This window comes from Mesorhizobium sp. RCAM 05099 (genome assembly GCF_059683685.1).
This window is the reverse complement of the sequence record NZ_CM185035.1, coordinates 4,591,062-4,607,340: the sequence shown is the minus strand read 5'-3', so window position 1 is coordinate 4,607,340 and position 16,279 is coordinate 4,591,062. Positions and strand designations below refer to the sequence as shown.

Below are 16,279 nucleotides of genomic sequence, written 5' to 3'. Positions count from 1 at the left end.
AAAAAAAGCCGGGCGCGAGGCCCGGCTTTTTCGTGTCGTGGCTTGAACGACTTAGAACTTCATACCGACGCCGAAGGTGACGCGGTTGTCGGTGGCCTTGACCTTGCCAATGCCGCCGTCGAAGCTCTTGCTGCCGAAGTCGGTGTAGCGATACTCGACACGGCCGAAGACATTGTCGGTCAGCTTGATGTCGGTGCCAACGCCGGCGGTCCAGCCGATCATCGTGGCGCGGTCGCTGGTGCCGAGGTCGGTATCCTCCACCTTCAGGCTTCTGCCGGCGAGACCGCCGGTGCCGTAGAGCAGGATTTCCGGGGTCACGGCGTAGCCGAGACGGGCACGCAGCGAGCCTTCGAAGCCGGCCTTGGAGTGGATGCCATTGTCGTCACCCTTGACGCCGTTGTAGCCGAGCTCGGCTTCACCGCCGTAGACGAAGTTCTCCTGCTGCCACTGATAGCCGCCGAAGACACTGCCGATGAAACCCTTCGTATCGGTCGAATCGCCGAAATCCTTCTCCTTGGTACGGCCGCTGAAGCCGTAGCCAACATTCAGACCGGCATAGGGACCAGCCCAGGACGCCACAGGGAGTTCGGCAACCGGTGCGGGTGCCGGCGGCTCTTCGGAAACGACGTCCGCGGCATAAGCGGTTCCACTGAGGGCGAAGAGGCCCAGCGCTACGGCCAACGGCCGTGCGAATTTAAGATTGGCTTGCATTGTTCTTTACTCCTTAAGCCACAGGACACAGGCTTGTTTCTCACGATCGCCATCGACCCGTCCGGGGGGTGAAACGGATCTGGCGTTCGTCGGTTCCAAATGTCGTGTCAAAATGCGGCTGAAGCGAACCTGAACTTGGGTCATTCCCCGGCGCGAATGAGGCGGAACCGTGACGTTGCATCTTCGCAACAGCGAAATGGCAGGAGCCACTTCATGCTGCGCTGCACACCGCTTGGTGCAAGGAGTCCAGCGTCCTATATTGCGGTCGGCGGCTCCGAGTCCAAGACGAGTCGGGACGCCGAACCGGCGGTTTCGCCACAATGCTGCCCAAGGTGCGAACGCCATTTAACGCATGCCGGGCCATATTTCGCCGGCGCCGTTTTTCCGGCCCAAATTGAGGATTGACAGCATATGAGTAAAGCCACTGCCACGGCGCTGGTGACGGGCGGGGCAAAACGGATCGGCAGGGCGCTCGTCGAGGATCTCGCCGCCCACGGTTTTGCCGTCGCCATCCACTGCAATCGCTCGCGCGCCGAGGGAGATGCATTGGCCGCCCAGATCAACCAGGCCGGCGGTCGTGCTGCGGTTGTCGGCGCCGATCTGACCGATATGGACGCCGTCGGCGGTCTCATCAGCCAGGCGGAAGCCGCACTCGGACCGATCTCGCTGCTGGTCAACAATGCGTCGCTGTTCGAGGACGATTCGGTTCTGGATTTCGACTGGCGGGCCTGGGACCGACATTTTGCCGTGCATGTGAAGGCGCCGGCGCTGCTGGCGCAAAACTTCGCACGGGCGTTGCCGGAGGGACAGGAGGGGCTGATCGTCAACATCATCGACCAGCGGGTCTGGCGCCCGACACCACGCTATTTCTCCTATGCGCTGTCGAAGTCGACGCTGTGGACGGCCACGCAGATGATGGCGCAAGCGCTCGGTCCGCGCATCCGCGTCAACGGCATCGGTCCGGGGCCGACCCTGAAGAACGTTCGCCAGGACGACAGCGATTTCGACGCGCAGGTCGAGGGTTTGATCCTCAAGCGCGGCCCGCAATTGTCGGAATTCGGTGCCACCATCCGCTATCTCTGGGAAGCCCGCTCCGTCACCGGCCAGATGATCGCGCTCGATGGCGGTCAACACCTTGCATGGCGGACGCCCGATGTGACAGGCATGGTGGAATGAGTCCTGTAGACCACAAGAACAAGCCGCGCGGCGGCGCCGACGATCTGCCCCCCGATATCGATCTGGAGGACGAGGCGGTGGAGGAGATCGTCGAACCCGCAGGTCCCGACGTAGCGTTCACGGCGATCGACTGGACGCCGCATGCCGGCGACGCCGAAGGCATGGTCGGTGCCGAGGTGATCCAGACGCTGGTCAAGCGGCTGCCCAACGCGCCCGGCGTCTACCGCATGATGAACGCCGCTGGTGACGTGCTCTATGTCGGCAAGGCGCGCAGCCTGAAGAAGCGCGTGACCAACTATGCGCAAGGCCGCTTCCACACCAATCGCATCGGCCGCATGGTGCGCGAGACGTCGACGATGGAGTTCGTCGTCACCCGCACCGAGATCGAAGCGCTGCTGCTGGAAGCCAATCTTATCAAGCGCTTGCGGCCGCGATTCAATGTTCTGATGCGCGACGACAAGTCGTTTCCCTATATCCTCCTGACCGGCGATCATGTCTCGCCGGGCATCTACAAGCATCGCGGCGCGCGGTCGCGCAAAGGCGATTATTTTGGCCCCTTTGCTTCGGCCGGCGCCGTCGGCCGCACCATCAATTCGTTGCAGCGCGCCTTTCTGCTCAGGAGTTGCACCAACTCGTTCTACGAGAACCGCACGCGCCCGTGCCTGCTCTACCAGATCAAGCGCTGCGCCGGCCCCTGCACCGGCGAGATCTCGCATGGGGACTATGCCGAGCTGGTCGCCGAGGCGAAGGATTTCCTCTCCGGCCGCAGTCAGAAGGTGAAGACGGAAATTTCCGCCGCCATGCAGCAGGCCTCCGAGGACCTCGATTTCGAGCGCGCCGCCATCTATCGCGACCGGCTCGCGGCCCTGTCGCATGTGCAGAGCCATCAGGGCATCAATCCGGCGACCGTCGACGAGGCCGATGTTTTCGCCATCCATCAGGAAGGCGGCCAGGTCTGTATCCAGGTGTTTTTCTTCCGCACCGGCCAGAACTGGGGCAACCGTGCCTATTTCCCCAAGGCCGATCCGGCGCTGGAAGCGTCCGAGGTGCTGGGCTCGTTCCTGGCGCAGTTCTATGACGACAAGCCGACGCCACGGGCGATCCTGCTGTCGCATGGTGTCGAGGACCAGGAATTGCTGGCCGAGGCGCTGTCGACCCGGGCTGGCCGCAAGGTCGCGATCCTGGTGCCGCAGCGTGGCGAGAAAAAGGATTTGACCGACAACGCCTTGCAGAATGCACGCGAGGCGCTCGGCCGCCGGCTGGCCGAAACCTCCACGCAAGGGCGGTTGCTTGCCGGCTTCGCGGAGACCTTCGGCCTGCCCAAGCCGCCGGTGCGCATCGAGGTCTACGACAACTCGCACATCATGGGCACCAACGCCGTCGGCGCCATGGTCGTCGCCGGGCCGGAAGGCTTCGTCAAGAACCAGTATCGCAAGTTCAACATTCGTTCGACCGAGATCACGCCGGGTGACGATTTCGGCATGATGCGCGAGGTGATGGAGCGGCGTTTTTCGCGACTGCTCAAGGAACATGGCGATGTCGCGCCCGACGATGCGGTGGCAGCCGGTGCAATCGATGATATCGAGGAGGACATCTCCGGCAGCTTCCCGGCCTGGCCCGATGTCATCCTGATCGACGGCGGCCAGGGCCAGATGACGGCGGTGCGCAAGATCCTCTCGGATCTCGGCATCGAGGACCGCGTCGTGGCGATCGGGATCGCCAAGGGCCAGGACCGCGATGCCGGCCGCGAGCGCTTCTTCGTCAGGGGCAGGGACTCGTTTTCACTGCCGGTTCGCGATCCGGTGCTGTATTTCGTCCAGCGTCTGCGCGACGAAGTCCACCGCTTCGCCATCGGTTCGCACCGGGCCCGCCGAAAGAAGGAAATGGTCAAAAGCCCGCTCGACGAGATCAGCGGCATCGGCCCCGGCCGCAAGCGCGCCCTGCTTTTGCATTTCGGCACCGCCAAGGCGGTCAGCCGTGCCGCCATCGAGGATCTGAGGAAAGTTAACGGCATTTCCGAACAGGTTGCCAAACTGGTCTACAATCACTTCCACGAGAGCTGATGCATGTCGCCCAAAAGTGCGCAGCGTTTTTGGGACAGCGGCATGCATCACACTTTAAAGAGGTTTATCGCTATTTTCGGCTGGCCAATCGATTTTGGCCTGTTGACCCCCCACATTCGCATCTGATTTGAGTACGCAGGCAGAAAGAGTCCCCAAGACATGGCCAAGCGCGCGTTCAACCTGCCCAACATGCTCACCTACGCCCGCATCATCGCGGTGCCCTTGGTCGTGCTGTGTTTTTTTCTGGAGGGGCATCTGAAATCGAGCGACTTCGCCCGCTGGTCGGCGCTGATCATCTTCTTGCTCGCTTCGATTACCGATTACCTGGATGGCTATCTGGCGCGCGCCTGGCAGCAGACCTCCAACATCGGCAAGATGCTTGATCCGATCGCCGACAAATTGCTGGTCGCCACCTGCCTCTTGCTTCTGGCGGCCGACACCGATCGCCATGCAGGCATCGCCGGCTGGTCGCTGTGGGCCGCCATCATCATCCTGTGCCGCGAAATCCTCGTCTCGGGCCTGCGCGAATATCTGGCGGCGCTCAAGGTCTCGGTGCCGGTGACGCAGCTTGCCAAGTGGAAGACCGCGATCCAGATGGTCGCCATCGCCTTCCTGCTGGCCGGTCCGGCCGGCGACAAGATTTTCCCGCTGACCACGCAGACCGGGCTGGTGCTGCTGTGGATCGCGGCGCTCGTTACGCTCTACACCGGCTACGACTATTTCCGCGCCGGCCTCAAGCACATCATGGATGAATGAGATGGCGACCCGGCTCATCTATTTCGCCTGGGTGCGCGAACGGATCGGCACATCTGAGGAAGACGTTGAATTGCCTTATGGCATCGAGACGGTCGCCGACCTCTTGCGCTGGTTGAAATCGCGCGGCGAGGGCTATGAGCAAGCGCTGCAATATCCCGATGTGATCCGCGTCGCCATCAACCAGGAACATGTCGACCACCGCGAGAAGATATCGGGAGCGCGCGAGATCGCGCTGTTCCCGCCGATGACCGGGGGCTGAAAATGACCGGCGCGGTCGTACCTGTCGTGCGCATCCAGGCGCAGGATTTCGACGTCGCCGCCGAGATTGCCAGACTGACGCAAGGCCGCGCCGATATTGGCGCTGTGGTCACCTTCTCCGGCCTTTGCCGCGACGAGGCAGGCAGCCTCTCGGCACTTGAGCTCGAGCATTATCCCGGCATGGCGGAGGCCGAGATCACCCGCATCGCCGCCGAGGCGATCGAGCGTTGGCCGCTGCAGGGGCTCACTGCCATCCATCGCCACGGCAAGATCGCGCCGGGGGAGAACATCGTGCTGGTGGTGGCCGCCTCTGTGCATCGCCATGCGGCATTCGAGGCAGCGAATTTTCTCATGGACTATTTGAAATCGCGCGCACCTTTTTGGAAGAAGGAGCATCGCATTGACGGCTCCGAGGGCGGCTGGGTCGATGCCAAGGAGGCCGACGCCAAGGCCGCACAGCGCTGGAAACCACTTGAATAAAGTCCGGCCGCAGCCATGCATTGACCGCAATCCTTTGGCCAATTGACCGCGGTTGGTCAGCCTGGGGCATTGGCAGCCCGGGGCATTGGCAGACCGGGCAAAGGGAGATGGTCATGCTGGACAGGATCGCGGAATTCTTCGTCTTCGGTGTTGTGCCGCTGGTGGTCGGCGTGTTGGCCGTGCCGGAACTGTCTGCTGCCGCCGAAAAGGCCGTGAAAGGCGAGGTGATTTATCGCGAGCGCATCGCGTTGCCGCCCAGTGCCGTGCTCTCCGTGCAGCTTGCCGATGTCTCGCTGGCGGATGCTCCGGTCAAAATCATCGGCGAGCAGAATATCAAGCCTGCCGGTCAGGTGCCGATCAGCTTCGAGATCAAATTCGACCCCTCCGTCATCCGGTCGCAGATGACCTATGCGCTTCAGGCCCGGATCACCGTCGACGACAGGCTGCTGTTCATCTCCGATGTGCGCCATCAGGTCGATCCGCTGACCGATGTGCCGCAGACCATCATGCTCAAGATGGTCACGCCGAGCACCGAGCCGACGGCTTCCGTTTTTGGTCAGCTCTGGCTGGTCGACTATGTCGACGGCATTGGCGCCATCGCCGCGCCGCAAGCGACGTTCAGGGTCAGCGAGGCCGGCAAGGCAGGCGGCAGCGGCCCTTGCAACACGTACTTCGCCACGGCCAAGGTCGATGGCCAGGCGATCACAATCAGCGAGATCGGCTCGACCTACAAGGCTTGCGCGCCGGAGGTGATGGCTGAGGAAAAGGCGCTGTTCGATGCCTTGGCCAAGGCTGCGTCATACAGTGTCGATGCCGGCAAGCTCGCCATTGCCGACAAGGATGGCCGCGAGATCCTGCGCTTCAGCGCCGCAAGCTGAGATGTCTTGATGGTCGGGCGCGGGGCCTGGCCATGGACATCGACACTCTGATGTCAGACCGAAACGGACGCTCTCACTCAGCCTGTTCGAAAACGGCCGCGTAGTGATAGGGTGGCACCTCGACCAGTTCGGCAAACCTGAGGCCCCCCGCCTCGGCGGCCGCTATGGTCTGTTCAGGTGACAGCCTCAATTCGGTCCTCGGTCCACGAGGCTCGCCCAGGACGATCGTTGTTTCGCGTGGACGCTGGTGCCAGTTGAGGATGGCGAGACGACCACCAGGGCTGAGCGTCGACCGCACCGCGCGCGCCAAACGCGGCCGGTCGGGAACGCCGTGAAAGGCGTTGGCCATGAAGATGAAGTCGGCGGGTCGGGGCGCCAGCCTTGAAAGCTCGTAGGCGTCGCCCGCCACAAAGTCGCAATTCGTCACCCCGCTTTCGGTCAGCCGGTGCCGTGCGACTTCGAGCAGATCGGCATCGATATCGATGGCTAGGACATGACGCGCCATGCTGGCCATCGGCAGCGTGAACCAGCCGTCGCCGCAGCAGAGATCGATCACTTCCATTCCAGGCTTGATCCCCGTTGCCGAGAGCACGGCGGCGGGGTCGGGCCACAGTGTCTCCCACCAGCCGCTGTTCGGCATCTCCGTGCCCTGGAAGAAGCCCGGAATGGCACTGGTCATGCTGGAGTCGCTCCATTGTCGGCATACATCCGCGACATGTCTCGACCCTAGTGCAGAACGGCTCAAATCGTAATGCTCCTTTGCGAGGCCGGCACTGCTGGCGCCGATGCTGCTCAAGGCATATGGACCGGCTGCCTGCCGACATGCCGCGGTTCGGGCGCAAGACCTGACCGGTCAGCCAATGAAAAAGGCCGGTCAAACGCCGGCCTTTCCAGATCAGACTTGATGATATCGGCTCAGCCGACGATCTCGGTGGCCGAGAACCAGTACTTGATCTCTTCCGCCGCGGTCTCCGGCGCATCGGAGCCGTGCACCGAGTTCTCGCCGATCGACAGCGCATGCACCTTGCGGATGGTGCCTTCGGCAGCATTGGCCGGGTTGGTGGCGCCCATCACTTCGCGGTTGCGGGCGATGGCGTTCTCGCCTTCCAGCACCTGCACGACGGTCGGGGCCGAGGACATGAACTCAACCAGCTCGCCGAAGAACGGACGGTCCTTGTGGACGGCATAGAAGCCTTCCGCCTCGCGACGGCTCATCCACACCCGACGCGAGGCGATGACGCGCAGGCCGGCGTCTTCGAGCATCTTGGTGATGGCGCCGGTGAGGTTGCGCCGGGTTGCGTCCGGCTTGATCATGGAAAAGGTGCGTTCGAGCGCCATGGGTCGTCCTTGTCTGAGAATGGAATTGAGAGTGGCGGGCTCTATACAAGCCGCCCGGCCCATTGCCAAGGGGCGAGGAACGGTCCGCGAAGCGGACGGAAAGCCAATTGCCTGGCTTTCCGAGTGACGAACGGTGAAAGCCCGGTCCGCCTTCGAGGGGATTGAAAGGCCCGGTGGACCTTTCAAAGGGTTTGAACGCCCGAAGGGCAGGGAGCGATAGCGAAGGGCCGGTAAGGTGCGCGTTTCTGTGCCAGGCCGGCGCCGATGAGGCAGACCGGCAGGTGTGATCCGATGGCTGTTAAGCAGTGGTTTGCTTGTTATAGTCGGTCGTGGGCGCCCATGCTGAGGCCGACCCGAACGGAGACAGGATGACCATGACAAACGATCGCCAGGAGCGCATTCGCAGTCGCGCGCATCAGATCTGGCTGCAAGAGGGACAACCGGCTGGCCAGCATGAGCGCCATTGGCATCAGGCGATAGCCGATGTCGACCAGGAAGATGCCGCGGGGACGTCGGCAGCCAAGAAGCCCGCCAGGAAGGCGGTTGGTGCCGGCAAGGCAAAAGCCGCCCCCAAGGAGACGAAGGCTGCCACGAAGGCCAGCAAGCCAAAAAAGGTGGCTGCCAAGTAAGGCCGGCCATCTCGCTGCTGACCTTTCTCGCAGGAGACTGACGGCTCTCGTGCTGCCTTGCGGTAGGAGCAGGCGTTACGGCGTCACGCCGCTGCGGCAACCTTCCGCCCCAGCCCGCCATGCAGATCGAGGCAGCGGGCGAACCACTGCGCCACCACGTCGCCGGCGTCGACCAACTGGTAAGGCGAGGCTATGCGTGCCCATTGCAGTGCGCCGAAGACGATGTAATCGGCAAACAGCGGCGACGCGCCACCGATGAAGGGCTGATAGCCGAGCATCGACCGCAAGGGCTCCAGCGAGGCTCTGAAGTTGGCGAGCCCGGCATCCCGGGCGGCCATCACATCTTCCAGTCGCTTGCCGAGCCGCTGCTCCCGGTTCTGACGGAAATAGGCGGCGTTTTCCGTGTCCTGCATGGCATGGAGGTCCATGATCGCGGCGGTCGTGACAAAGGGATGAATGGTCAGTTGCGACCAGCGCTCGACGAAGCGCGCCATCGCCTTGCCGCCTTCGCCGCCAAACAGTGTCGGCCGATCCGGATAGGTTTCGTCGAGATAGAGTGCGATGGCGAAGGAATCGGCGACGACCTTCTCGCCGTCGCGGATCACCGGAACGAGTTTCGAGACGCCGCCCTCGACACCAGGCACTTCGAGGAAGCGCGTTGGCACGGTGCTGACTTCGAGCCCTTTGTGGGCCAGCGCCATCGTCGCCTTCCAGCAATGCGGGCTGAAGGGGCGCGTGGTGTCGCGTCCGACGAGATCATAGAGCAGAATGGTCATTGGCGTCAGCGTTCCTGCGGGGTAGGTAGGCCCCCTATCGACGCGAGCCGAGGGGAAGCCATGAGACAGCATTTCATGATGTTTGCGGCCTATAATCAATGGGCCAATAGCCGCATCTATGATGCCGCCGCCGGGCTCGACGAAGAGGAATTCAACCGCGACGTCGGGGCTTTTTTCGGCTCGATGATGGGCACGCTCAATCACCTGCTGACAGCCGATCGCATCTGGATGAAGCGCTTCACCGGCGAGGGCGACGCGCCAACGACGCTGGACGCCATCCTGTACCGGGCCTTGCCCGGGCTGAGGATGGCGCGTGAAGCCGAGGACAAGAGGATCATCGATTGGGTTGGCGGCCTGAGCGACAAGGCGTTGACGGGCCGCTTCACCTACATGACGGTCTCGGATATGCGCACCGTCTCGCAAAGGCTGGCGCCGGCGCTGGACCATGTCTTCAACCACCAGACCCACCACCGCGGCCAGGCGCATGCCATTCTGACCATCCTCGGCCGGCCAAGCCTGGGGTTGGACTTGATGCTCTTCCAGCGCACCGAGGAGGGCAGGGCCTTCGCCTGATCTGCCAGAGGATCTCAGCAGCGGACGATCAGCCGCTGATCTCGCTGTCCAGCTGGCTCTGCGTCAAAGCGGCCTCCGCCATGATCCACTGCTTGAACAGTGATGTCTTGCGGGCGGAAGGCGTCTTGTCGGGGCAGACGAAATACCACCCTGCGGCATTCGGATGGTGGACCGCGAACGGAGCGACCAGTCTTTCGGCGCGAATATCGCTGGCCATATAGGCCCGGTTGGCCACGGCAAATCCCATCCCGGCATTGGCAGCCTCGTAGGACATCATGCACGAATCGAAATAGATGCTTCTGGCCTCCTTGAGCACGGAGCCGGCGCCAGCGAAGCCGAGCCATGATTGCCAGTTGTGGGTGCAGGTATCGGAATGCAGCAGCGTGAAGTGGCGCAGGTCTTCCGGGGTCACTTTCGATAGCGGCTTGTCGCCCAGGATCTCGTGGAAGAGCTTCCGGCTGCAGACCGGCGTCAGGTCCTCCCTGAACAGAAGGTCGGCCTTCAGATCGGGAAAATGTCCGTCGCCATAACGGATCTCGATATCGAATTCGGATGTCGCGAATTCGTGCGTCGCATAGGAGGTGGAAACGCGCATCTCGATGTCGGGGTATTGCCGCTGGAAGAGCGGCAGGCGCGGAAACAGCCAGCGCGCGGCAAAAGTCGGCAGCACCGATATCTTCAACACATGTTCCTGCGACTGCCCAGTCGCTTCCATGCTGGCGGCGACGATCCGCTCCAGAGCTTCGCGCACGCGCGAGACATAGGTCTCGCCCTCCGGCGTCAGCGACACCGCATTGCCGCCGCGCTGGAAGATCTTGAATCGAAGCTGGTCCTCCAGGCTTTTGACGCGCTGGCTGACCGCCGAAGCGGTGATGAACTGTTCTTCGCCGGCACGCGTGAAATTCCTGTGCCTCGCAGCACTCTCCACGATCTTTAGCGAATTGAGGTTGACCTGACTGAGCAGACGCACGGGTTCGACCTTAAGCTGGGCTTACACTAGCACCAGCATTCCTAATTTTACAGGGGCTGCTAATTTAATCAACTGTTTACCAAGTGTTTGCCCCCCACCTGGAGAAGTACAATGAACGCCCATACCATTCCCGAACTGCGCTATGCGATGAGCCGCGAAGCCATCATCGGCCACGAAACCGCCTGGAAAGTGTCGAGCTTCGGCGTCGCGCAGTATCTTCACGGCTATGACCCGGCACTGCTTGCCGCTATCGAGGAGGCCGCTTTGAAGCTCAAGGCCAGCCATGCGGTGCACAAGCACCTCGATCTGACCTTCATCACCGGCGCCGACCGTTTCATCCCTGAAATCAAGGAATTGCTGCACGACAAGCTGCGCCTGGAGCGGCTGTCCGACATGATGGGCACCAAGTTGGAGCCCTATCCGCTGTCGATCGTCGGTTCGACCGTCACCTTCATGAACCCGAAGGACGGCGCGGTCGAATGGCATTGTGACGGCGTTCCCGTCACCGAGCTCATTCCGCTGTCGATCAGCAATCCGTTGGTCGGCGGCCATCTCGAAATCTACTGCGACGACTCGGAAACCGGCCGTGCCATCCTCGAATCCGGCCGCGAGATCCCCCGCAACCGTGTCATGCGCATCGACCACAAGATGAACTATGCCACGCTCGGGCAGTTCCTTGGTGTCCTGCATCGCACGGCGCCGATCCGGTTCGGCGAGCGCGTCACGCTGGTGCTGAACCAGCGCTCCGTGGCCAAGCCCTATGTCGACGACAACCGGATGTTCTATCTTGCCGCCGACAACGATCTCGACCGCGAATGGGTCAACGAGCTGGCCGAGGATGTGTGGACCAACCAGTTGCCAGCCTATCGCCAGTTCGAGGCGGAACGTCCCGTTCCGGTGGCGCCCGAGGCGCCGGTTCCGGGCGGAGCCAGGGAATCATGGTAACGGCCCATGATCCCGAAAAGTGGGAGCCGGTTTTCGGACGAGATCATGGTCAAACGGGAAGATAGAGCCCCAAGCCGATTCTTTCGGCATGGATCAGGCTCGATATCCGCGCTGGCCTTCGCCGCCGGCGCGGTGGCTTTGTGGTCGACCAATGCGTTGGTCGGCAAATCCCTGCTGGCAAGTCACCCGGTATCGCAGGTGCAATTCCTGCAGTTTTCGGGAGCGGCACTTGTCTTCGCTGTCATCTGGTTGATGAACCGGGAAGACGCGCCGCAAAGAAACGCCGCACCGGGCGCACCCGCCGCCGCCTGGATGGGATTGGCGCCGATCGGCGTCGGCATCATCGGCCTCGTCGGCACGATGGTGCTGCAATACCTGGCCTTCGCTTCGATGCCGGTGATCGAGGCCAATCTGGTGGCATACACCTGGCCGTTGATGGTCGCGGCGGCCGTGATCGCGCTCGAAAATCCGCGGCGACCGGTATTGTTGGGCCTTGCCGCGATCCTGGGGTTCGTCGGCGTTGCACTGGTGATTTCGGGAGGGCGCGACCAGTCCTGGCTCCAGGGCGATCTGGTCGGCTATCTCGCGGCATTCGGGTCTGCGCTGTGCATGGCTTTCTATTCGGTCATGGTGGGACGGGTTGCCGCTTCGCCGGATCGCTTGCTGCTGCCATCGTCGCTGTTCGGTGTCGCCTTGACGTTTCTGTGGAGCGCTCGCGACGGCGTCGCCTGGCCCTCCGGCACGGACCTGGCTCTCGGGCTCTATCTGGGCGCCGGTCCGATGGGGTTGGGCTACTATTTCTGGTCGCGCGCCCTGAAGCTCGAAGGCAGCGGCAAGGTCGCGGTCGTCGCCTATCTCACGCCGATCGCTTCGACGCTGCTGCTGACCCTGTCCGGCGAGCGGATGACGATGACCGCCATTGTCGGAGCCGTCCTCGTCATCGGCAGTTGTGTCGCGGTCGGCATGGAACGTTCGGAGGCCGAAAACCATGTTTGACGAAAATGAACGTCTCGCCAGGCAGGAAGCGCATTGGCTGATCAAGGAGTTCGGTGCCGAGGCGCCGCTTTACGCCGCGATGAAGGCCGAAAAGGCGATAGAGCAAAAGGATTTCGGACGTTGCGCCCGCTGGAAGCGTATTCTTGAGATATTGACCGACAACCCAACTGCCAAGTCTGCTTCCGCGAAGTATTAGATTTTCTAATTTGCGCGACGTCGATTTTCGATGAAAACATCTTCTGCGAGTCTTGATTCCTTGTTGAGACTTGGCGGTCCGTTGGGGGACGCGGTTAGAGACATATGTCGGCATAAGTCTTCGCAGGGGTGGATGACTTTGTCGCAGATAGGGTGAAAGATTTGTCAAATATCGATGATAAGACCGTTATCGAGCTGACGGCCGATATTGTCTCGGCCTATGTAGGCAACAATCCGCTTCCGGCTTCCGGCTTGCCTGAATTGATTGCCAGCGTCAGCGCCTCGGTTCGGAAGCTGGCCGGTGCGGCCGTCACGGAAAGCCCAAGCCTGGTTCCGGCCGTGAACCCGAAGAAGTCGGTGTTTCCCGACTACATCGTCTGCCTTGAGGATGGAAAGAAGTTCAAGTCGCTCAAGCGGCACCTCAGGACCGACTATGGCCTGAGCCCGGACGATTATCGGGCCAAATGGGGGCTGCCGCCGGACTATCCGATGGTTGCTCCAAGCTACTCGGCAACACGGTCGGCGCTGGCAAAATCGACGGGACTTGGCCGCAAGCCGGCCGCGCCGCCCGCCGCGACCAAGGCAAAGCGCAAGACTACTGCCTGAGCCTGAGCGCGGCTTTGGCCGTAGCAAGTCACTGAACGGCTACCCTGACGGCGCCGTTGCAGGCCTCGTTTTCAGGCCTTGTGCGGCCAACTGGCCCGCAAGGCCTTGCGAAGCGTTGATGTCCGGTGCAAAAGCGCCGCCATGCTTGTTATCTCAGACCTTTCGCTCCGCATGGCCGGACGCCTGCTTCTCGACCATGCCTCGCTGACCTTGCCGGCCGGCACCAAGGCCGGCCTTGTCGGCCGCAATGGCACCGGCAAGACGACGCTGTTCAAGGCCATTACCGGCGATTTCCCGTCCGAGACCGGGTCGATCAGCCTGCCCAAGAGTACGCGCATCGGGCAGGTGGCGCAGGAAGCGCCGGGCACCGAGGATCCGCTGATCGAGATCGTGCTCAAGGCCGACCTCGAACGCACCGCGCTGCTCGAAGAGGAAAAAACCGCCACCGATCCGCACCGCATCGCCGACATCCATATGCGGCTGGCCGATATCGATGCGCATTCCGCCGAGTCACGCGCGGCAACCATCCTGGCCGGCCTCGGCTTCGACGACGCGGCACAGCGGCGTCCGGCCTCGTCCTTTTCCGGCGGCTGGCGCATGCGCGTGGCGCTCGCCGCCGTGCTGTTTTCCGAGCCCGACCTTCTGCTGCTCGACGAGCCGACCAACTATCTCGATCTCGAAGGCACGCTGTGGCTGGAAAACTATGTGTCGAAGTATCCCCACACGGTGCTGCTGATTTCGCACGATCGCGACCTGCTCAACCGCGCCGTCAACTCGATCGTTCATCTCGACCAGAAGAAGCTGACCTTTTGGCGTGGCGGCTACGATCAGTTCGAGCGCCAGTACACCGAGCAGAAAGAGCTGCAGGAGAAGGGCCGCGTCAAGCAGGAAGCCGCTCGCAAGCACATGGAATCCTTCGTCGAGCGCTTCCGTGCCAAGGCCTCAAAGGCCAGGCAGGCGCAGTCGCGCATCAAGGCGCTGGAGAGGATGAAGCCGATCGCGGCCATCGTCAACGACACGGTTCGGCCGTTCTCCTTCCCCGTGCCGGTCAAGACGGTGGCCTCGCCGATCATCGCGCTGAACAATGTCAGTGTCGGCTATACCGAGGGGCAGCCGATCCTCAAGAAGATGTCGCTCCGCATCGACGCCGATGACCGCATTGCGCTGCTGGGCGCCAACGGCAACGGCAAGTCGACCTTCGCCAAATTGCTGTCCGGCCGGCTGAAGCCGGAGAGCGGCACCATGACAGTGGCGCCGGGGCTGAAAGTGGCGATCTTCGCCCAGCACCAGCTCGACGATCTCCGGCCTGACGAAAACGCCTACGAGCATGTCCGCCGGCTAATGCCGGAGGCACCGGAATCGAAGGTGCGCGGCCGCGTTGCCCAGTTTGGTCTCACCACCGAGAAGATGAACACCGCCGCAAAGGATCTGTCGGGCGGCGAGAAGGCGCGGCTGCTGATGGGCCTGTCGGCCTTCGAGGGTCCGAACCTGTTCATCCTCGACGAGCCGACCAACCATCTCGACATCGACAGCCGCGAATCGCTGATTCATGCGCTGAACGAGTTCCCCGGGGCTGTCATCCTGATCTCGCACGACCGCCATCTGCTCGAGGCGACGGCCGACCGCCTGTGGCTGGTCAAGGACGGCGCGGTCAATCCCTATGATGGCGACCTGGAAGACTACAAGACGCTGGTCACCGGCGTGTCCGGCGACCGCCGCGGCAAGCGCGAGGCCGACAAGGCATCAAAAGCCGACCGCCGCCGCGATGCAGCCCAGCGCCGTGCCGCCTTCGAGCCGCTTGCCAAGGAGATCCGCGCCACCGAAGCGCTGATGGACCGCATCCGCAAGCGCATCGACGGCATCGAGGACGAATTGGCCAACCCGGCGATCTATGAAAAGGATCCCTCGACCGCGACGCGCCTAGCCAAGGAGCGCTCGCAGCTCGCCCAGACACTGGCCGGCCACGAGGAAAAATGGCTGACCATGTCGGCCGAATATGAGGAAGGCACGGCGGAGTAGGGCGGCCGACCCTGCCGGAAACCGAGACTGGGACCGATCACAGCGCCAGCCCATGCCGCAATTTCATGCGGCGGCATCCCAATCAGGTGCGAAGGGTGGCCGGACGAAGCGCTGGTCCTTCGGCAGAGCAGCGATCGTCGCGCGATCCTCATCGTCAAGCCGGATGCCGAGCGCATCGAGGTTGGACTTCTGGCTTTCGGGGCGGGCAGCTTTCGGGATCACGATGACGCCCTCCTGGTCCAAAAGCCAGGCGATGGCCATCTGCGCGGCGCTGTAGCCATGCTTGCGCCCGAGGCCAGCGAGCGTTGCGTCACTCGCGGCCCGGCCCTGGGCCAGCGGCGCGTAGGCTGTCAAGGGGATGCCGTTGCCCCGCAGGTAGGACAGCATGCGGTCCTGCGACAGGAATGGATGGTATTCGAGCTGGACGCTCGCGATCGGCGCGCCAATCTCCTCCACGGCGCGACGCATCATCGGCAGGTTGAAGTTGCACACGCCGATCGCACGCGTGAAGCCTTGCTCCCGCAGCGACATCAAGGCCTCCAGCGTCGCCTTGATGTCCAAGTCTTTGGATGGCCAGTGGATCATGTAAAGATCGACATGGTCGAGCCGAAGCTTGCCCAAGCTGGCGTCAAAGGCCCGGCGCAACGCATCCGGCGCAAGCTGGTCGTGCCATACCTTCGTCGTAACGAAGAGCTCGTTCCGGTTTACGCCGGACGCTGCTATGGCGGCGCCGACGGCGGCCTCGTTCTCGTACATCGCCGCGCTGTCGATATGCCGGTAGCCGAGCGCAATGGCGCTCTCTACGACCGGCTGGGCGTCGTCGCCCGGCATGCGGAACGTGCCGAAGCCAAGGCGCGGGATCGCAACGCCCTGCGTGATGATTGATTCCATCATGGTCTCCCAATCGTGA

At 62.6% G+C, this 16,279-nt stretch carries 19 protein-coding genes; 13 read left to right on the top strand and 6 right to left on the bottom strand.

What is annotated here, in order from left to right:
* Positions 1–51: 51 nt before the first annotated feature.
* Positions 52–711 (bottom strand): outer membrane protein, encoded by a 660-nt coding sequence (locus AC56QQ_RS22925; protein WP_497123479.1) that lies wholly within the window; start codon positions 709–711, stop codon positions 52–54.
* A 411-nt stretch (positions 712–1,122) separates the two neighbouring features.
* Between AC56QQ_RS22925 and AC56QQ_RS22920 the strand changes: the two genes are divergently transcribed.
* The 6 genes from AC56QQ_RS22920 (at position 1,123) to AC56QQ_RS22895 (ending at position 6,322) form a co-directional block, all read left to right on the top strand.
* Entirely contained in the window at positions 1,123–1,887 is a 765-nt protein-coding gene (locus AC56QQ_RS22920; RefSeq protein WP_497123478.1) for an SDR family oxidoreductase, read from the top strand.
* Positions 1,884–3,950 carry an excinuclease ABC subunit UvrC gene (uvrC, locus tag AC56QQ_RS22915; protein ID WP_497123477.1) on the top strand — a complete coding sequence of 689 codons (2,067 nt, stop codon included), beginning with the start codon at positions 1,884–1,886 and terminating at the stop codon, positions 3,948–3,950. Before AC56QQ_RS22920 ends, uvrC begins: the two co-directional genes overlap by 4 nt.
* Before the next feature lie 159 nt (positions 3,951–4,109).
* Positions 4,110–4,706, top strand: a complete 597-nt coding sequence (pgsA, locus tag AC56QQ_RS22910; protein ID WP_091577231.1) for a CDP-diacylglycerol--glycerol-3-phosphate 3-phosphatidyltransferase — start codon at positions 4,110–4,112, stop codon at positions 4,704–4,706.
* 1 nt (position 4,707) lies between these two features.
* Positions 4,708–4,965, top strand: a complete 258-nt coding sequence (gene moaD, locus AC56QQ_RS22905; RefSeq protein ID WP_497123476.1) for a molybdopterin converting factor subunit 1 — start codon at positions 4,708–4,710, stop codon at positions 4,963–4,965.
* 2 nt (positions 4,966–4,967) lie between these two features.
* Positions 4,968–5,444, top strand: a complete 477-nt coding sequence (locus AC56QQ_RS22900) for a molybdenum cofactor biosynthesis protein MoaE (protein WP_497123475.1) — start codon at positions 4,968–4,970, stop codon at positions 5,442–5,444.
* 113 nt (positions 5,445–5,557) lie between these two features.
* Positions 5,558–6,322, top strand: a complete 765-nt coding sequence (locus tag AC56QQ_RS22895; RefSeq protein ID WP_497123474.1) for a YbaY family lipoprotein — start codon at positions 5,558–5,560, stop codon at positions 6,320–6,322.
* A gap of 73 nt (positions 6,323–6,395) precedes the next feature.
* On the opposite strand, the gene AC56QQ_RS22890 is transcribed toward AC56QQ_RS22895, so the two are convergent.
* The gene (locus AC56QQ_RS22890) at positions 6,396–7,001 is read right to left on the bottom strand and encodes a class I SAM-dependent methyltransferase (RefSeq protein ID WP_497123473.1); all 606 of its coding nucleotides are present in this window, start codon (positions 6,999–7,001) and stop codon (positions 6,396–6,398) included.
* A 236-nt stretch (positions 7,002–7,237) separates the two neighbouring features.
* On the bottom strand, positions 7,238–7,660 hold the full coding sequence (ndk, locus tag AC56QQ_RS22885; RefSeq protein ID WP_489860664.1) for a nucleoside-diphosphate kinase: 423 nt from the start codon (positions 7,658–7,660) through the stop codon (positions 7,238–7,240).
* Positions 7,661–8,028: 368 nt separating this feature from the next.
* Between ndk and AC56QQ_RS22880 the strand changes: the two genes are divergently transcribed.
* Positions 8,029–8,289, top strand: a complete 261-nt coding sequence (locus AC56QQ_RS22880) for a DUF2934 domain-containing protein (protein WP_497123472.1) — start codon at positions 8,029–8,031, stop codon at positions 8,287–8,289.
* A gap of 83 nt (positions 8,290–8,372) precedes the next feature.
* On the opposite strand, the gene AC56QQ_RS22875 is transcribed toward AC56QQ_RS22880, so the two are convergent.
* Positions 8,373–9,065: a glutathione S-transferase family protein gene (locus AC56QQ_RS22875; protein WP_497123471.1), complete on the bottom strand. Its 693-nt coding sequence runs from the start codon at positions 9,063–9,065 to the stop codon at positions 8,373–8,375.
* Between the two features lie 60 nt (positions 9,066–9,125).
* Between AC56QQ_RS22875 and AC56QQ_RS22870 the strand changes: the two genes are divergently transcribed.
* A complete protein-coding gene (locus tag AC56QQ_RS22870) occupies positions 9,126–9,638 on the top strand; it encodes a DinB family protein (RefSeq protein ID WP_497123470.1) in 513 nt (170 codons plus the stop codon).
* Between the two features lie 28 nt (positions 9,639–9,666).
* Here AC56QQ_RS22870 and AC56QQ_RS22865 read toward each other — a convergent pair whose 3' ends face one another.
* Positions 9,667–10,608 (bottom strand): LysR substrate-binding domain-containing protein, encoded by a 942-nt coding sequence (locus AC56QQ_RS22865; RefSeq protein ID WP_497123469.1) that lies wholly within the window; start codon positions 10,606–10,608, stop codon positions 9,667–9,669.
* A 111-nt stretch (positions 10,609–10,719) separates the two neighbouring features.
* Between AC56QQ_RS22865 and AC56QQ_RS22860 the strand changes: the two genes are divergently transcribed.
* The 5 genes from AC56QQ_RS22860 to AC56QQ_RS22840 all read left to right on the top strand — a co-directional run bounded on the left by AC56QQ_RS22860 (position 10,720) and on the right by AC56QQ_RS22840 (position 15,369).
* Positions 10,720–11,553, top strand: a complete 834-nt coding sequence (locus tag AC56QQ_RS22860; protein WP_497123468.1) for a hypothetical protein — start codon at positions 10,720–10,722, stop codon at positions 11,551–11,553.
* Positions 11,554–11,598: 45 nt separating this feature from the next.
* Entirely contained in the window at positions 11,599–12,549 is a 951-nt protein-coding gene (locus AC56QQ_RS22855) for a DMT family transporter (protein WP_497129097.1), read from the top strand.
* Entirely contained in the window at positions 12,542–12,745 is a 204-nt protein-coding gene (locus tag AC56QQ_RS22850; RefSeq protein WP_497123467.1) for a hypothetical protein, read from the top strand. The genes AC56QQ_RS22855 and AC56QQ_RS22850 overlap by 8 nt, the downstream gene beginning before the upstream one ends.
* Before the next feature lie 161 nt (positions 12,746–12,906).
* The gene (locus AC56QQ_RS22845; RefSeq protein WP_256749677.1) at positions 12,907–13,350 is read left to right on the top strand and encodes a Ros/MucR family transcriptional regulator; all 444 of its coding nucleotides are present in this window, start codon (positions 12,907–12,909) and stop codon (positions 13,348–13,350) included.
* Between the two features lie 141 nt (positions 13,351–13,491).
* A complete protein-coding gene (locus AC56QQ_RS22840; protein ID WP_497123466.1) occupies positions 13,492–15,369 on the top strand; it encodes an ABC-F family ATP-binding cassette domain-containing protein in 1,878 nt (625 codons plus the stop codon).
* 63 nt (positions 15,370–15,432) lie between these two features.
* Here the strand turns inward: AC56QQ_RS22840 and AC56QQ_RS22835 are convergent, their stop codons facing one another.
* Positions 15,433–16,260 (bottom strand): aldo/keto reductase, encoded by an 828-nt coding sequence (locus AC56QQ_RS22835; protein ID WP_489860671.1) that lies wholly within the window; start codon positions 16,258–16,260, stop codon positions 15,433–15,435.
* Positions 16,261–16,279: the final 19 nt, after the last annotated feature.

Bases quoted from the DNA above. Each gene is read 5' to 3' on its own strand.
- AC56QQ_RS22925 (WP_497123479.1), bottom strand. From the start codon at position 711: ATGCAAGCCAATCTTAAATTCGCACGGCCGTTGGCCGTAGCGCTGGGC.
- AC56QQ_RS22920 (WP_497123478.1), top strand. From the start codon at position 1,123: ATGAGTAAAGCCACTGCCACGGCGCTGGTGACGGGCGGGGCAAAACGG.
- uvrC (WP_497123477.1), top strand. From the start codon at position 1,884: ATGAGTCCTGTAGACCACAAGAACAAGCCGCGCGGCGGCGCCGACGAT.
- pgsA (WP_091577231.1), top strand. From the start codon at position 4,110: ATGGCCAAGCGCGCGTTCAACCTGCCCAACATGCTCACCTACGCCCGC.
- moaD (WP_497123476.1), top strand. From the start codon at position 4,708: ATGGCGACCCGGCTCATCTATTTCGCCTGGGTGCGCGAACGGATCGGC.
- AC56QQ_RS22900 (WP_497123475.1), top strand. From the start codon at position 4,968: ATGACCGGCGCGGTCGTACCTGTCGTGCGCATCCAGGCGCAGGATTTC.
- AC56QQ_RS22895 (WP_497123474.1), top strand. From the start codon at position 5,558: ATGCTGGACAGGATCGCGGAATTCTTCGTCTTCGGTGTTGTGCCGCTG.
- AC56QQ_RS22890 (WP_497123473.1), bottom strand. From the start codon at position 7,001: ATGACCAGTGCCATTCCGGGCTTCTTCCAGGGCACGGAGATGCCGAAC.
- ndk (WP_489860664.1), bottom strand. From the start codon at position 7,660: ATGGCGCTCGAACGCACCTTTTCCATGATCAAGCCGGACGCAACCCGG.
- AC56QQ_RS22880 (WP_497123472.1), top strand. From the start codon at position 8,029: ATGACCATGACAAACGATCGCCAGGAGCGCATTCGCAGTCGCGCGCAT.
- AC56QQ_RS22875 (WP_497123471.1), bottom strand. From the start codon at position 9,065: ATGACCATTCTGCTCTATGATCTCGTCGGACGCGACACCACGCGCCCC.
- AC56QQ_RS22870 (WP_497123470.1), top strand. From the start codon at position 9,126: ATGAGACAGCATTTCATGATGTTTGCGGCCTATAATCAATGGGCCAAT.
- AC56QQ_RS22860 (WP_497123468.1), top strand. From the start codon at position 10,720: ATGAACGCCCATACCATTCCCGAACTGCGCTATGCGATGAGCCGCGAA.
- AC56QQ_RS22855 (WP_497129097.1), top strand. From the start codon at position 11,599: ATGGTCAAACGGGAAGATAGAGCCCCAAGCCGATTCTTTCGGCATGGA.
- AC56QQ_RS22850 (WP_497123467.1), top strand. From the start codon at position 12,542: ATGTTTGACGAAAATGAACGTCTCGCCAGGCAGGAAGCGCATTGGCTG.
- AC56QQ_RS22840 (WP_497123466.1), top strand. From the start codon at position 13,492: ATGCTTGTTATCTCAGACCTTTCGCTCCGCATGGCCGGACGCCTGCTT.
- AC56QQ_RS22835 (WP_489860671.1), bottom strand. From the start codon at position 16,260: ATGGAATCAATCATCACGCAGGGCGTTGCGATCCCGCGCCTTGGCTTC.